This window comes from Curtobacterium sp. MWU13-2055 (assembly GCF_023242305.1).
Classification (GTDB): domain Bacteria; phylum Actinomycetota; class Actinomycetes; order Actinomycetales; family Microbacteriaceae; genus Curtobacterium.
Genome location: NZ_JALLIO010000003.1, coordinates 434403 through 449807, shown reverse-complemented (window position 1 = coordinate 449807; position 15405 = coordinate 434403). Strand labels below are relative to the sequence as shown.

The window sequence follows — 15405 nt, the reverse complement described above, 5'->3', positions numbered from 1 at the left end:
CCGGCGGGACTGCCGTCAGCGGGCAGGTGCCCCACGGAGCTCGAGGGCGATCTGCTCGGCGTCGAGGTTCTGCAGCATCGACTCGAGCACCTCGGCGTCGAAGGAACCGTCGTCGCGGGCGTCGAGGATCGCCGCACGCTGCGCCTCGAGCACCGCGAGCCGTCGGGCCTTCTCGCGTCCCATCCACGCCCGGAGCTCGGCCGGGTCGGCTGCCTCGAGCTCTTCGCGCGCACGAGGGCCGGCCTCGCGAGTGCCGGGGACGTCCTCGGCCGCCGTCCGCATGAGCTCGAGCAGCCGCTTGCGCTCCTCGGTGTCCTTCGCGGCGGTGTCCGGTGCCGGTGCGGCGATCCGACGGAGCAGCGGGCCGATCGTGCTGCCCTGCACGACGAGCGAGAGCAGGGCCACCGCGAACGCGACGAACACCAGGAGCGACCGTTCCGGAGTGTCCGTCGGCAGGGTCTGCGCCGCCGCGACGGTCACCGCGCCGCGCATGCCCGCCCAGACCACCGCCGTGCCCTCGCGCCAGCCCAGCGGTGCCGTCGTGTAGTACGCGATGTCCGCCAGGGTTCGCCGGACGCGTGTCGTGAACCGGTCGAGTTCGCGTTCCGACGGCGCCCGGTTGCCCGGTCGGTGCTCGCGGATCACCTCGCTCATCGCGTCGCGGTCGCCGGCGTGCATCTCGGCGAAGCGGTCCTGCATCCGCTCACCGCGCTTGGCGGCCGCCGACAGCGCGAACAGGAGCGGCACGACGTACGCGGTCCGGACGAGCACGGTGAGCACGAGGGCGCCGACGGCGATGAGCAGCGCCGGGCCGATGCCGGAGTGGTCCTCCTGCACGTCGCGGAGGATCGTCGCGAGTTCGAGCCCCATCGTCAGGAACACCGCGCCCTCGAGCACGAGCTCGATGGTCTGCCAGTTCTGCGCGTCGGACAGTCGGTGCCCCGGCGGGAGCTTGCGCGGTCCGACGATGCCGGTGAACAGCCCCGCGACGACAGCGGCGACGAGTCCTGACCCGCCGAAGTGCTCGGTCGGTACCGCGGCGACGAACGGCACCGCGAAGGACAGCGCCGTGTTCACCGCTGCGCTCGGCACCCGGGAGCGCACGAACACGTTCAGCCAGCCGACGAACCAGCCGATGACCACCGCGATGGCCACGGCGCCCGCGAAGTCGCCGAGCGCTCCCCAGAACGAGAACGACGCGGCAGCGGCCACGATGGCCGTCCGCAGGAGCACCAGTGCGGTGGCGTCGTTGAGGAGCGATTCACCGTCGAGGATCGAGATCGCCCGGCGCGACACCGAGGTCTGCTTGACGATCGACGTGGCGACGGCGTCGGTGGGACTGACGATCGCCCCGAGGGCGATCCCCCACCAGAAGCCGAGGTCCGGCACCACCCAGGCGAAGAACAGGCCGAGCACCAGGCTCGACGCGATGACGAGCAGCACCGACAGGCCACTGATGGCGCCGAACTCGCGCCGGAAGTTCATCGACGGCATCGAGACCGCCGACGAGTACAACAGCGGCGGTAGGACCCCGGCGAGGATCCACTCCGGCTCGATCTTCGCGTCCGGGATGAACGGCAGCAGGCTCGCGATGATCCCGACGACGACGAGCACGAGCGGTGCCGCGACCCCGATGCGGGGCCCGAGCACGGCGGCACCGGCGATGGCGATCAGGGCGATCACGCCCACGACGAGGAGTTCGGTCACCGGTCCAGCGTGGCACCACCGTGCGTGCGTCGTCATCCCGTGCGCGGTTGGCGGTTCCGTGCGGCGCAGTAGGCGCGCACGCGGTGGTCACCCGCGCACCGCGCGGCGGGGCCGACACGGTGCGGTGGGCGCGACCGCCCGGGCGTTCAGGTCCTGTCGGGCTCACCGCTGTGGAGAGACCCCGCCTGGACCGAAGGGTGTGGAGGAGCGGTGTGGGCGACGACCGCGACGCTGCCGACGGCGAGCACGAGCGCCAGCGCCCCGGCGCTCACCGCTGTGCCGATGCGGCGGAGTCGGGAGCGTCCACCGCGGTCACGCGGGGCGAACCGGGCCAGTCCGCGGCGGGGCTCCGGCCCGACGAGCCACGGTCCGGAACCGTCGACGTCGTAAGAGAACGGCCCCGAGCCATCCGGCGCGTACCGGTACGGGCCGCTGCCGTCCGAGGCGTAGGCCGAGCGGAGGTCTTCCGCGGTCCACCCGAAGTCCTCCGGTGTCACACGTGTCGTCGCCATGATCGCCCTCCTGCGGCTCTGGAACTGCGGAAGACCAGTCCACCGAGCGTTCCTATGAGCCGACAGTGCGCCTCCAGGACGTCTGCCGAGTACCTGCCGGACGCAGGCCGGACCATGTATCTTGATGTCGAGACATCCCGCACCACGAGTAGCGTGGACGTACCGACGGTCGAACAAGGGAGTACCCGCCAGCATGGCCAAGATCATCTACACCCTCACGGACGAGGCGCCGTTCCTCGCCACCCACTCCTTCCTCCCGGTCATCCAGGCCTTCGCCGGCACCGCTGGTGTCGACGTCGAGACCCGCGACATCTCGCTCGCCGGCCGGATCATCGCCCAGTTCCCGGAGCGGCTCACCGACGAGCAGCGCGTGGACGATGCCCTGGCCGAGCTCGGCGAGCTCGCGAAGACCCCCGAAGCGAACATCATCAAGCTGCCGAACATCTCGGCGTCGATCCCGCAGCTCAAGGTCGCGATCAAGGAACTGCAGTCGCAGGGCTACGACCTGCCGGACTACCCGGACGAGCCCACGACGGACGAGCAGCGCGACGCCCGCGCCCGCTACGGCCGCGTCCAGGGCAGCGCTGTCAACCCCGTGCTGCGCGAGGGCAACTCCGACCGCCGCGCGCCCCTGTCCGTCAAGAACTACGCCCGGAAGCACCCGCACCGCATGGGTGCGTGGAGCAGCGACTCGAAGACGAACGTCGTCACGATGGGCGTCGACGACTTCCGCTCGAACGAGAAGTCCTGGATCGCCCCCGCCGACGACGTCCTGACGATCACGTTCGTCGCCGAGGGCGGCGAGACCCAGGTCCTCAAGCAGTCGATCCCCGTCGTGCAGGGCGAGGTCGTCGACGGCACCGTGCTGCACGTCGCCGCACTCGAGGCCTTCCTGCAGGACCAGATCCAGCGCGCCGCAGCCGAGGACATCCTGTTCTCCGTGCACCTCAAGGCGACGATGATGAAGGTCTCCGACCCGATCATCTTCGGCCACGTCATCAAGGCGTTCTTCCCGTCGGTGTTCGAGCGCTTCGGTGCCGACCTGGCCGCCGCCGGACTCACCCCGAACGACGGCCTCGGTTCGATCCTCGCGGGGCTCGACGCCCTGCCGAACGGCGCGGAGATCAAGCAGGCCTTCACCGACGGCATCGCCGCGGGTCCCGAGCTCGCGATGGTCGACTCGGACAAGGGCATCACGAACCTGCACGTCCCGAGCGACGTCATCGTGGACGCCTCGATGCCCGCGATGATCCGCACCTCCGGCCACATGTGGGGTCCGGACGGCGACGAGCACGACACCCTCGCCGTGATCCCGGACTCGAGCTACGCCGGCATCTACCAGACCGTGATCGACGACTGCCGCGTCAACGGTGCCTTCGACCCGGCGACGATGGGCTCCGTGCCCAACGTCGGGCTCATGGCGCTGAAGGCCGAGGAGTACGGCTCGCACGACAAGACCTTCGAGGTCCCCGGCACCGGCGCCGTCCGCGTGACGAACGCCGCCGGTGACGTCGTCATCGAGCACGACGTCGAGCCCGGTGACATCTGGCGCGCCTGCCAGACCAAGGACATCGCCATCCGCGACTGGGTCAAGCTCGCGGTCACCCGTGCTCGCGCCTCGGAGACCCCGGCCGTGTTCTGGCTCGACGAGACCCGGGCGCACGATGCGAACCTGATCGGTCTGGTCCGCCAGTACCTGGGCGAGCTCGACACCGAGGGCCTGCAGATCGAGATCCTCTCGCCGGAGGACGCCATGCGCTTCTCGCTCGAGCGCATCCGCCGCGGCGAGGACACCATCTCCGTCACGGGCAACGTCCTGCGCGACTACCTGACCGACCTGTTCCCGATCATGGAGCTCGGCACCTCGGCGAAGATGCTCTCCGTCGTCCCGCTGCTCGGTGGCGGCGGCCTGTTCGAGACCGGTGCCGGCGGCTCCGCCCCGAAGCACGTCCAGCAGCTCGTGCAGCAGAACTACCTGCGCTGGGACAGCCTCGGCGAGTTCCTGGCCCTGGCGGTCAGCCTCGAGCACCTCGCCGGCGTGACGGGCAACGAGCGGGCGAAGGTCCTCGGTGAGACGCTCGACCGTGCCACCGGGACCTTCCTCGAGCAGGACAAGTCCCCAGGCCGCAAGCTCGGCTCGATCGACAACCGCGGCAGCCACTTCTACCTGGCGAAGTACTGGGCCGAAGAGCTCGCAGCGCAGACGACGGACACCGAGCTCGCAGCGTCGTTCGCCGAGATCGCGGGCAAGCTCGACGCGCAGGAGCAGCAGATCGTCGAGGAGTTGAACGGCGTGCAGGGCCACCCGGCCGACATCGGCGGCTACTACCGCCCCGACGACGCCAAGACGAGCGCGGTCATGCGCCCGTCCGCCACGTTGAACGCGACGCTCGCCGCGCTCTAGACGCACGCACCTGACGGACGGGAGGCCCGGTGCCAGCTGGCACCGGGCCTCCCGTCCGTCCGTGGTCGCGACCAGGGCCGCGCATCGTGAGCAGAAATGGTCGGGTCCGCATCACGAACCCGACCATTTCTGCTCACGAAGTCACGCGGGGCGGGCCCGCCGCCAGCAGCACCACGAAGACCAGAGCGACCGCCACGACCCCGATGACGACCGCGACCGCCGGGCGACGCACCACGAAGAACAGCAGACGGTCCCAGAAGCCCGAGCGCGCGTCGGGTGAGCGGCGCCACGGGCCCTCGAGCATGCCGCGTCGGGCGACCGCGACCTCGAACGGCACCGTGGCGTACGGCACGACGGCACTCGCCCAGCCGAGCACGAGTGCCCCGAGGGTCCAGCGCTGGTTGACCGCGACGACGGTCGTCACGACGAGGTAGGCCAGGAACACGAAGCCGTGCACTCCGCCGCCGATCCGGACGCCCCAGTCGCCGGCGTCCAGGCCGTACTTGAGCACCATCCCGGCGATGAGCATGGTCCAGGTCACGAGTTCGGCGACCGCGGCGGCACGGAACAGGGAGCGGGGAGTCATGCCCACATCGTCGCGGACGTGTCCCGGGAAACCCCCGACACTCCGGTGGTCGTATCGATTCGACGCCCGGGGAGGCTAGCGTTGGAGCCATGTCAGTGCCGACCGAGAACCGTCCCCTGAACATCGTCGTCTGGAACGAGAACGTGCACGAGACCCGCGGTGACGCGACGGTCATCGGGCACTACCCCGACGGCATGCACACCGTGATCGCGGCAGCGCTCCGCGAGCACCACCCCGACGCCACCGTGAGCACCGCCACGCTGCAGGAGCCCGACCACGGCATCACCGCCGAGCGCCTGGCCACGACCGACGTCCTGTTCTGGTGGGGCCACGCCGCCCACGACGACGTCAGCGACGCCGTGGTCGACCTGGTCGTCGACGCCGTGCACGCCGGCATGGGCCTGGTGGTGCTGCACTCCGGGCACTACTCGAAGCCGTTCAAGCGCCTGATGGGCACCACCTGCTCGCTGAAGTGGCGCAACGACGGCGAGCGCGAACTCGTCTGGACGATCGCGCCGGAGCACCCGATCGCCGCCGGGGTGCCGCACCCGATCGTGATCGACCGGCAGGAGATGTACGGCGAGTTCTTCGACATCCCGCGCCCCGACGAAGAGGTCTTCCTGTCGACCTTCGCCGGCGGCGAGGTCTTCCGGTCCGGGGTCGCCTACCGCCGCGGTCTGGGGAAGGTCTTCTACTTCTCCCCCGGCGACCAGGAGTACCCCGTCTACCACCACCCGGACATCCAGCGCGTGCTGTCGAACGCGGCGGCGTGGGCCGCTCCGGTGTCCGAGCGACGCGAGTTGACGGCCGACCAGCACCCGCGGGACTGGTTCCTGACGGAGGGTGCGGGTAGACAGGGCGCATGACCCAGCTGGACCCCGCCGCGCACCGGACCGCCGTCGTCGAGGCACTCGGTGTCCTCGGCAGTGGCCCGGAGGAGCGGTTCGACCGCATCACCCGCATGACCCAAGAGGCGTTCGGGGTCCCGCTGACGTTCCTGAACCTGGTGCACGGCAACGTCGTGACGGCGCAGTCGACGCAGGGCTGGCGGCAGGGCGGGAGCGCCCCGGCGGAGCAGGTCTTCTGCTCGACGACGGTGCTCACGAACGAGCCGATGGTGGTGCCGGACGCGCTGCTGGACCCCCGGTTCCGCGACCTGGCAGCGGTCACCGAGCAGGGCATCCGGTTCTACGCCGGAGCCCCGTTGTCGATGCTCGACGGCACCCGTGTCGGCACGCTCTGCATCATGGACGCGACCCCGCGCGAGCTGTCGGCGGCCGACCTCGACCTGCTGCGTGACCTCGCACGGTGGGCGGAGCGCGAACTCGGCCACGCGATCGACCGCGATCGGGTGACCCGCGTGCTCGAGGGCCTGGTCCCCGGACCCGTCGAGGTCCCCGGACACGACCTCGACACCCTGGTGCTCCGCACCGAGGACGGCGGCGGGGACGTCGCCGACTGGCGACTCGCCACCGACGGTGCGCTGCACGTCACCATGGGCAGCGTCGCGGCGGCCGGACGCGCGTCCGGCCTGTTGGCCTCCGCGGTCCGCGGAGCCGTCGTCGCACGCACCGAGACCGCCATGCAGGACGCGATCGGCGGCCTGGAGGCCCAGATCACCGCCGACCTGTCCGCTGCGGACGCCGTCGGCTCGCTCTTCCACCTGCGGCTCGACCCGACGTCGGGGCACGTCGTCTTCGGGGACGCCGGCCACGGCCTCGCGGTGCTCGTCCGCGCCGACGGCACCAGCCGGGCGCTGCACTCGCTCGACCTGCCGCTCGGCCTGCAGCCGGAGTCCGTGCCGCGGTCCCCCGCCACGCTCGACCTGGCGGCGGGCGACCGGCTGGTGGTGTGCACCGAGGGCGTCCTGGCGCTCGAGGGGATCAGCCACCTCGACGACCTGGCCGCCCTGGTCGCTGCCGAGCCGACCGGTGCCGCGGTCGTCGAACGGGTCCGCGCCCTCGTGCCGGCCGGCGCAGCCCACGACGTGACGCTGGTCGTGCTCGGGCGGCGCTGAACACCGTCCGCTGACGACGTCGCTGCCGCAGTCGTGCGCCGCGGTCAGGAGCGGAAGCGGTCCTGCCGTGATCGCGGTGCGCCGGTGAGCGCGACGACGAGCAGCGTGGCCAGCAGTCCGAAGCCCGCGAGCTCGATGCCGAGGCCGGCGAGCTGCCAGTAGGCACTGCCGACCACCTGCGGCTGCGTGATCGACTCGGGCCACCACGCGTCGATGAGCGGGAACGATGCGGGGAACGGGTCGAGGCCGAACACCACGAGCCCGCCGAGCAGCAGGACGACACCGAGCAGCGCCATCACCCCGCGGGAGCGCCCGAGCATGTGCACGACGAGCGCGGCTGCCATCCCGGCGAGGCCGACGACGGCGATCAGGAACGCGAGCACGACGATGGTCTGCGGCGCGAGGGCCACCCAGTCGAGCACCGCGATCGGCAGCAGCAGCCACCGTCCGGTCCGCGCCCACCGCGCGGGGTTCCGCCATCCGTCCATGGCGGCCAACCGTAGGGCACCCGCCCGAACGCGGGCCGTGCGCAGCCCCGGAGCGGGACTACGATCGGGAGGTGATGGCGCAGGACGGACGCACTCGGCAGCAGCGGGCGCTCGAGACCCGCGCGGCGATCATCGGGGCCGCGGCCGCCGAGTTCGACGAGCGCGGGTACCTCGGCACGTCGATGGACGGCGTCGCCGAGCGGATCGGGCTGACCAAGGGCGCGCTGTACTTCCACTTCGCGTCGAAGGCCGACCTCGCCGGTGCCGTGATCGCGCAGCAGCACGAGGTCTCGCGGCGCTACGGCGAGGCCGCGGTCGCCCGGAGCCGGACGCCGCTCGAAGCCCTCATGTGGATGTCGCAGGGACTGGCGACCCAGATGGTCACCGAGGTCGTCGTGAGCGCCGGCATCCGTCTGTCGACCGAGGTCGCGACGCACGACGTCCCCCGTCAGGACCCGTACACCGACTGGATGGCGCTCATCGCACAGACCGTCCGCCAGGCGATCGACGCCGGCGAGGTCGACCCGCGGTGGGACCCGGACATGGTCGGACGCGTCGTCATCCCCGCGTACACGGGCGTGCAGACGGTGTCGGACGTGCTCGCCGACCGCACCGACCTGTACGAACGCCTGCGGGAACTCTGGACGGTGCTGCTGGCCGCGCTCGTCACCGAACGCCTCCGGCCAGAGGTCCCGCGACTCGTCGCCATCATCGCGCCGGAATGACGCGGGTCCCCCCAGGGAAACACCCACGTCACCGCTTCACGAGGATACCCAGCGGTCGGTTTCCGCACCCGCCCCCGTTCGCGGGCATGTGTCCACCGGCCCACTAGCCTGAGCCGGTGCCCACACCACCGGCAGAGGTCGACGTCGACGTCCCGCTCGTCCGGGCCCTGCTGCACGCCCAGCACCCCGACCTGGCGGACCTGACGCTCGTGGTCGTCGCGAACGGCTGGGACAACGTCATCGTGCGACTCGGCGACGAGCACGCCGTGCGGTTGCCGCGTCGGGAGCTCGCGGCACGCCTGGTCGAGCACGAGCAGCGGTGGCTGCCGGAGATCGCCGTCCGCGTCGCACCCGTCGTCCCGGTGCCGGCTCCGGTGCGCGTGGGCCGTCCGGCGCTCGGGTACCCCTGGTCGTGGAGCATCGTCCCGTGGCTCCCGGGAGCACCCGTCGGTGAGCGTGCTGCGGGTGTCCGGGTCGCCGAGGCCCTCGCGGAGTTCGTGCGACTGCTGCACGTGCCGGCTCCGGCGGATGCTCCGGCGAACCCGTTCCGTGCGGTGCCGCTGGCGACGCGCAGCGACGCCGTCCTGAAGCGACTCGCCACGCAGGACGTGCCCCGGGCCGTGGAGCTGGCAGCGGTCTGGCGGACCGCGGCGGCGCTGCCGACGCACACCGGGCCTCCCGTCTGGGTGCACGGCGACCTGCACCCGTTCAACCTGCTCGTGGACCGCACGCCGGACGGCGACGAACGCCTGTCGGCGGTCGTCGACTTCGGCGACGTGACCTCGGGGGACCCCGCCGTCGACCTCGCCACCGCCTGGCTGACGCTCGACCGGGAGGCCCGCCACGCGTTCCGGACGCTGGTCGCCGCTCCGGACGTCACCTGGGGACGCGCGCGCGGGTGGGCGATCGCGCTCGCCTCCGCGCTCGCGACGTCCGACGAACGCGCCTTCCGGAGCGTCGCGCGGCGCAGCATCGACGCGGTGCTGGACGGCTGAGACCCCGCGGGGCTATCGTGACCGCACCATCCGTGCACAGCCGATCGGAGGGGCCCTCATGACCCTCGAGTTCCGCGTCCAGCACGACGTCGCCACCGACGCCTCTCCCGCCCCCACCCGATCCGAGCGAACCGGCCTCCGCGGGTTCCTCGACCGCCTCGCCGAGCGCCGCGCCGCAGCACGCGTCCGACGGGTCGAAGCCCGGCTGCAGGAACTCGGCGAGCTCGAGCACCTGCTGTCCGACGCGCGTGGCGTCGTCGAACGCGGCTGGATCCAGCACGCCTGGTTCGCGTACCTCGACGAGCACGGCCGGATGCGGAAGGCCACCAGTGCCGCAGCGATGGACGTGCAGGGGCGACCGCTCGTCGCTGCCTGCCTGGTCGGCGCGGTCGTCTCGGCCGCTGGCGGACCGCACGCCGTGCACTCGCCGCGGGTCCAGCACTCCCTCGACCTGGTCTGGCACGCGCTCGCCGTGGACGAGGGCGCGCCGGTGCTCTGGTGTCCGGCGCCCGACGTCCGGATGGGCCGCGTGCGTGACCTCACGAGCTGGAACGACGCCCCTGCGCGCACCTCGGCCGAGGTGGCCGGGCTGCTGCTCACCGCGGAGCGAGTGGCCGTGCAGGAATCGGCACGCCTGCAGGACGTCGTGGTGGCACGATCGAGGGCATGAGCAGCACCGACGCCGTCCCCGAGGTCCACCCCGCGACGACCACCGGCCTCGCGTCCAGTGGGAACTCGGCCCTGTCGGACGAGGGCGCGTCGTCGGACACCGATCCCCTGGCCTCGGCCGCTGCGGTGAAGCGGACGCTGCACCGGTACCTGCAGAAGCACCGCGCCGCGCTCCTCGGCAAGCTCGACGGCCTGGCCGAGCGGCAGGCCCGCTGGCCGGTGACCCCGACCGGCACGAACGTGCTCGGGCTGGTGAAGCACGTCGCCGGTGTGCAGGCCGGGTACTTCGGCGAGGTGTTCGGTCGGCCGCTTCCGGACCCGCCCGCCTGGCTCGAGTCCGAGGACGGCGAGGACATGTACGCGACGCTCGACGAGACCCTGGACGACGTCGTGGCCTTCCACCACCGCAGTGCAGCGCACACCGACGCGACCATCGAAGCGCTCGACCTCGACGCCCGCGGCACCGTCCCCTGGTGGCCGGAGGAGCTCCGCGAGGTCACGCTCCACCGCGTCCTGGTGCACATGGCGTACGAGACAGCCCGGCACGCAGGGCACGCCGACATCGTGCGCGAGATGCTCGACGGACTGGCGGGTGACGGGGACGGCAACCTGGCCGACAAGAGCCCGGAAGAGTGGGTCCTCTGGCGCGAGCAGCTCGTCGACATCGCCGAGCGGTCCGGCCTGCGGGGTCTGGCCATGTAGCCGACGGCCCCTCACGATCGTTACCGTTCTCTCAGGCTCGACGGTCGAACTGGCCGCTGACCAGGGGTTCTCATCGTGCCGTCTGCACAGGAAACGATCGCTTCCGCTGCACGTCGACGTGCGACCGGTCCGTGCCCTGCGTAGCTTTGGCGCAGCTTGTGCCCCGACCCGTGGGCAGTTCGGCCGACCGGAAGGGGAGCGCCCACCTGTGTTCCAGTACGTCGTGGAGCGATGGAGCCAGATCTGGTTCTCGTCGTGGCAACACTTCTCACTGGTGGTCCAGTGCACGGTGCTCGCCACGGTCATCGCCGTGGTGCTCGCCACACTCGTCTACCGCAGTCCCCGCCTGACCTCCGTCGCGAACGGGGTGTCCGCAATCGGCCTCACCCTGCCGTCCTTCGCGGTCATCGGCCTGCTCATCGTCCCGCTCGGCTTCGGCGTGCTGCCGTCCGTCGTGACGGTCGTCTTCTTCGCCGCCCTGCCCATCCTGCGCAACGCGGTCGTCGGCCTCGCCGAGATCCCGCCGAGCGTGGTCGAGTCGGCCCGCGGCATCGGCATGAGCCGGTTCCGGACCCTCGTGCAGATCGAACTGCCGATGGCCTGGCCGATCATCCTCAGCGGTGTCCGGGTGTCCGCACAGATGGTGATGGGCATCGCCGCCATCGCCGCCTACGCACTCGGGCCCGGACTCGGCGGCTTCATCTTCTCCGGACTCTCGCGCCTCGGCGGCGCGAACGCCCTCAACTCCGTGGTCGTCGGGGTGGTCGGCGTCGTCCTGCTCGCCCTCGTCCTCGACCTGCTCCTCCTCGGCCTCGGCCGCCTGACCATCTCGAGAGGTATCCGTGTCCAGCACTGACTCCGCCACCACCACCGCGCCCGACGGGGACGTCACCGGCCGCAGCATCCTGCTCGACGAGGTCACCAAGCGGTACCCCGGACAGTCGAAGCCCGCCGTCGACGGCATCACCCTCGAGATCCCGGCCGGCAAGATCGTCATGCTCGTCGGCCCGTCCGGCTGCGGCAAGACGACGACCCTCAAGATGATCAACCGCCTGATCGAGCCCACCGAGGGCCGCATCGTCGTCGGTGACGACGACGTGACCGGCATCGACGCCGACGAGCTCCGCCGCCGGATGGGCTACGTGATCCAGGCCGGCGGGCTCTTCCCGCACATGACCGTCGCGGCGAACATCGCGATCGTGCCGAAGATGCTCGGCTGGTCGAAGGAGAAGATCGCGGCGCGCGTCGACGAGCTGCTCGACCTCGTCTCGCTCGACCCCGCCACCTACCGCGACCGCTACCCCCGCGAACTCTCCGGCGGGCAGCAGCAGCGCGTCGGCGTCGCCCGGGCGCTCGCCGCGGACCCGCCCGTCCTGCTGATGGACGAGCCGTTCGGTGCGGTCGACCCGATCACCCGGCAGCGCCTGCAGGACGAGCTCCTGCGGATTCAGGAAGAGCTGCACAAGACGATCGTCATCGTCAGCCACGACTTCGACGAGGCGGTGAAGCTCGGCGACTGGATCGTCATCTTCACCGAGGGCGCCCACATCGTGCAGTACGACACCCCGGAGCGGATCCTGGCGGAGCCGGCGAACGAGTTCGTGGAGAACTTCATCGGCTCGGGCGCCGGGCTGAAGCAGCTCACCCTGAACCGCGTCCGCGACGTCGAGGTCGTCTCCGCGGTGACCTGCTCCCCCGGCGAAGAGGCGAAGGCCGTCCTGCAGCGCATGCAGGAGGCCGGAGGCCACGGGCACGCCGTCGTGGTCGACCGTCGGCAGCGGCCGATCGGCTGGCCGTCCCGCCGACAGCTCGAGCGCCTGGACCGGATCCCGGACGGCGTCGACCCGGAGCTGCCCATCGTGGGCGAGGCCTCGACGCTCAACGACGCCCTCGACACCATGCTCGTCTCGAGCGCCGGGGCCGCACTGGTCACCGGTCGTGGCGAGGCGTTCCGCGGTGTCATCACGGTCGAGGTCGTCATGGAGGCCATCACCCGGTCGCGTGCAGCGGCCGCCGACGACCGCGCGTACACGCCGGTCGGCACGAACACCAACCAGATCGAGACGCTGCCGTCCTCGCCGGCCGCGCCCGTGATCGCGCCCTCCGGGGAAGACCTGTGAGTGCTGTCACCGCCGGACCCGCCACCGGCGCCAGCACGTCCTGGAAGGGCCTGCTGTTCCAGCCGATCGCGATCCTGGTCGTGCTCGCCGGGTTCGCGGTCTGGCTCGCCACGGCCGACCTCACGCCCACCGAACGCACGACGCTCAACCCGGCCGACATCCTCGACCTGACCGGGCAGCACCTCGTGCTGACCCTGCAGGCGACGGTGCTCGTGCTCGTGATCGGTATCCCGCTCGGCATCGTCCTCACGCGCGGACCGCTGCGTCGGGCGAGCCCGTACGTGCTCGCCGTCGCGAACTTCGGGCAGGCGGCCCCCGCTGTCGGCCTGATCGTGCTGCTCGCCGCGTGGCTCGGCCTGAACAGCTGGTCCGCCGTGGTCGCGCTCGTGCTCTACGCGATCCTGCCGGTCCTCCGGAACACCATGATCGGCGTGCAGAGCGTCGACTCGCGCCTCGTCGAGGCCGGCCGTGGCATGGGCATGAGCGCGTTCAGCGTCCTGATGCGCGTCGAGCTGCCCCTCGCGGTGCCGGTCATGCTGTCCGGCATCCGGACGGCGCTCGTGCTGCTCGTCGGCACCGCGAGCCTGGCCACCTTCGTCGGTGCCGGTGGTCTCGGTCTCCTCATCACCACGGGCGTGACGCTGTTCCTGCCGAAGGTGCTCGTCGCCGGGGCGCTGCTCGTGGCGCTCCTCGCCCTCTCCATCGACTGGCTCGGCCGTGTGGTCGAGACCGTCGCACGTCCGAAGGGACTCCGATGAACCGCCGTACCCGCCGCCTCCGCCGCGGGGCCGCCGTCGCCCTCGCCGGTGCCACCGCGCTCGTCCTGGCCGGCTGCGGCCTGCAGCCCGCGACGTCCTTCGTCCCCGAGGCCGGTCCGGGCACCATCGAGCGCATCGACGACCTGCCGGACGGTGCCCACATCACCGTGACGTCGAAGAACTTCACGGAGCAGCTCGTGCTCGGCAAGATCGCGGTCCTCGCCGCGAAGGCCGCTGGGTTCGACGTCACCGACGAGACCAACGTGCCGGGCAGCGTCGCCGTCCGCGAGTTGATGACCTCGCACGGTGCGGACTTCACGTACGAGTACACCGGCACCGCCTGGCTGACCTTCATGGGCCACGCCGAGGGGATCCCGGACAAGACCGAGCAGTGGGAAGCGGTCAAGAAGGAGGACGCCGGCAACGGGCTCACGTGGCTGAACCCGGCGCCGATGAACAACACCTACGCGTTCGCGGTGCGGGACGAAGCGGTCAAGGAGCTCGGGGACATCAAGACCCTCTCCGACATCGCGAAGCTGCCCGTCGACGAGCGCACCTTCTGCGTGGAGTCGGAGTTCAACTCGCGAGCCGACGGGTTCAAGCCGATGCTCAAGAAGTACGGCTTGGAGCTCGGCGGCTCGGGGGAGAACGGGATCCCGAGCGACAACGTCAGCATCCTCGACACCGGCACGGTCTACACGGCCACCGACCGCGGCAAGTGCAACTTCGGCGAGGTCTTCACCACCGACGGCCGCATCAAGTCGCTCGGCCTGACCGTGCTCGAGGACGACAAGGGCTTCTTCCCGGCGTACAACGTCGCGCCGGTGCTCGACTCGGCCACGCTCAAGGAGTACCCGCAGCTCGCCGACGTCTACGACCAGATCTCGCCGAAGCTCACCGATGCGGTGCTGCAGGAGCTGAACCGTCAGGTCGACGTCGAGGGGCGCGAGCCGGCCGACGTCGCGTTCGACTGGATGGTGAAGGAGGGCTTCATCACGAAGCCGTGACGGCTCTCGACGCATCCACGTCACGGACGGGAGGCCCGGTGCCGGGTGGCACCGGGCCTCCCGTCCGTTTGTGGTTGCGTCTCAGGCCGCAGCGATGCGCGCAGCCGTGTCGCGGATCGACGCGACGACGCGGGCGCGGACCTCTTCCGGGTCGGAACCCTCGTGCCGCGCCGAACTCCGCAGGCCGGTCATGCACATGCCGAGCAGCATCTCGGCGGCCTGCGGGGTCGCGGCGTCCGGCCCCCACGCCGGGTCGCGTTCGAGGATCGTGCGCACCGCACCCGTCATCGCCTCGGCCACGGTCGTCATCCGGCTGACCTGGCGGCGCATGAGCTGCGGGAAGCGCACGATGACCTCCTTCCGGGCGAGCCGCTCGTGCTCGTCGCCGAACGACGAGCCGAACACCAGGAACGCCAGGTCGACCACGGCCTGCGCAGCCGGCTCCCCCGCGACGGTCTCGAGGTGCGCTGCCAGGGTCTCGGCGTCCAGGTCGAGCTCGGTGTGCCCGAGGACCGCGTCCTCCTTGCTCTCGAAGTAGTTGAAGAACGTGCGCGGTGACACCTCGGCGCGTGCGGCGATCTGTTCGATCGTGGTGTGGTCGATGTCCTGCTCGAGCGCGAGGGACCGAGCCGCCTCCGCGATGCGGTGGCGTGTCTCGATGCGCTTGCGGTCGCGCAGACCCATCTCGGTGGCGGGCGCGGTGTCGGGCATGGCC

At 71.2% G+C, this 15405-nt stretch carries 16 protein-coding genes; 11 read left to right on the top strand and 5 right to left on the bottom strand.

Annotated features, from left to right (window positions below):
- Positions 1-15: 15 nt before the first annotated feature.
- The gene (locus tag M4960_RS09860) at positions 16-1707 is read right to left on the bottom strand and encodes a sodium:proton antiporter (protein ID WP_248704134.1); all 1692 of its coding nucleotides are present in this window, start codon (positions 1705-1707) and stop codon (positions 16-18) included.
- Positions 1708-1853: 146 nt separating this feature from the next.
- Entirely contained in the window at positions 1854-2219 is a 366-nt protein-coding gene (locus M4960_RS09855; protein WP_248704133.1) for a hypothetical protein, read from the bottom strand.
- Positions 2220-2412: 193 nt separating this feature from the next.
- Between M4960_RS09855 and M4960_RS09850 the strand changes: the two genes are divergently transcribed.
- The gene (locus tag M4960_RS09850; RefSeq protein ID WP_248704132.1) at positions 2413-4623 is read left to right on the top strand and encodes an NADP-dependent isocitrate dehydrogenase; all 2211 of its coding nucleotides are present in this window, start codon (positions 2413-2415) and stop codon (positions 4621-4623) included.
- Positions 4624-4756: 133 nt separating this feature from the next.
- On the opposite strand, the gene M4960_RS09845 is transcribed toward M4960_RS09850, so the two are convergent.
- On the bottom strand, positions 4757-5209 hold the full coding sequence (locus M4960_RS09845) for a DUF3817 domain-containing protein (protein ID WP_131877800.1): 453 nt from the start codon (positions 5207-5209) through the stop codon (positions 4757-4759).
- A gap of 89 nt (positions 5210-5298) precedes the next feature.
- Between M4960_RS09845 and M4960_RS09840 the strand changes: the two genes are divergently transcribed.
- Positions 5299-6075: a ThuA domain-containing protein gene (locus M4960_RS09840; protein WP_248704131.1), complete on the top strand. Its 777-nt coding sequence runs from the start codon at positions 5299-5301 to the stop codon at positions 6073-6075.
- Entirely contained in the window at positions 6072-7226 is a 1155-nt protein-coding gene (locus M4960_RS09835; protein WP_248704130.1) for a PP2C family protein-serine/threonine phosphatase, read from the top strand. Before M4960_RS09840 ends, M4960_RS09835 begins: the two co-directional genes overlap by 4 nt.
- Before the next feature lie 44 nt (positions 7227-7270).
- On the opposite strand, the gene M4960_RS09830 is transcribed toward M4960_RS09835, so the two are convergent.
- Entirely contained in the window at positions 7271-7714 is a 444-nt protein-coding gene (locus M4960_RS09830) for a hypothetical protein (protein WP_123293011.1), read from the bottom strand.
- 74 nt (positions 7715-7788) lie between these two features.
- Between M4960_RS09830 and M4960_RS09825 the strand changes: the two genes are divergently transcribed.
- The 8 genes from M4960_RS09825 to M4960_RS09790 all read left to right on the top strand — a co-directional run bounded on the left by M4960_RS09825 (position 7789) and on the right by M4960_RS09790 (position 14690).
- Positions 7789-8439, top strand: coding sequence for a ScbR family autoregulator-binding transcription factor (locus tag M4960_RS09825; protein ID WP_248704129.1), 651 nt, complete (start codon positions 7789-7791; stop codon positions 8437-8439).
- A gap of 116 nt (positions 8440-8555) precedes the next feature.
- Complete coding sequence (locus tag M4960_RS09820; RefSeq protein WP_131845877.1) at positions 8556-9434, top strand: aminoglycoside phosphotransferase family protein; 879 nt, start codon at positions 8556-8558, stop codon at positions 9432-9434.
- 58 nt (positions 9435-9492) lie between these two features.
- The gene (locus M4960_RS09815) at positions 9493-10104 is read left to right on the top strand and encodes a hypothetical protein (RefSeq protein ID WP_123339389.1); all 612 of its coding nucleotides are present in this window, start codon (positions 9493-9495) and stop codon (positions 10102-10104) included.
- Positions 10101-10805: a DinB family protein gene (locus M4960_RS09810; RefSeq protein WP_248704128.1), complete on the top strand. Its 705-nt coding sequence runs from the start codon at positions 10101-10103 to the stop codon at positions 10803-10805. Before M4960_RS09815 ends, M4960_RS09810 begins: the two co-directional genes overlap by 4 nt.
- Before the next feature lie 208 nt (positions 10806-11013).
- Positions 11014-11661: an ABC transporter permease gene (locus M4960_RS09805; RefSeq protein ID WP_248704127.1), complete on the top strand. Its 648-nt coding sequence runs from the start codon at positions 11014-11016 to the stop codon at positions 11659-11661.
- Positions 11648-12925: an ABC transporter ATP-binding protein gene (locus M4960_RS09800; RefSeq protein WP_123339391.1), complete on the top strand. Its 1278-nt coding sequence runs from the start codon at positions 11648-11650 to the stop codon at positions 12923-12925. Before M4960_RS09805 ends, M4960_RS09800 begins: the two co-directional genes overlap by 14 nt.
- On the top strand, positions 12922-13683 hold the full coding sequence (locus M4960_RS09795) for an ABC transporter permease (protein ID WP_123937044.1): 762 nt from the start codon (positions 12922-12924) through the stop codon (positions 13681-13683). The genes M4960_RS09800 and M4960_RS09795 overlap by 4 nt, the downstream gene beginning before the upstream one ends.
- Positions 13680-14690, top strand: coding sequence for a glycine betaine ABC transporter substrate-binding protein (locus tag M4960_RS09790; protein ID WP_131877788.1), 1011 nt, complete (start codon positions 13680-13682; stop codon positions 14688-14690). The genes M4960_RS09795 and M4960_RS09790 overlap by 4 nt, the downstream gene beginning before the upstream one ends.
- A gap of 81 nt (positions 14691-14771) precedes the next feature.
- Here M4960_RS09790 and M4960_RS09785 read toward each other — a convergent pair whose 3' ends face one another.
- The gene (locus M4960_RS09785) at positions 14772-15401 is read right to left on the bottom strand and encodes a TetR/AcrR family transcriptional regulator (RefSeq protein WP_123293018.1); all 630 of its coding nucleotides are present in this window, start codon (positions 15399-15401) and stop codon (positions 14772-14774) included.
- Positions 15402-15405: the final 4 nt, after the last annotated feature.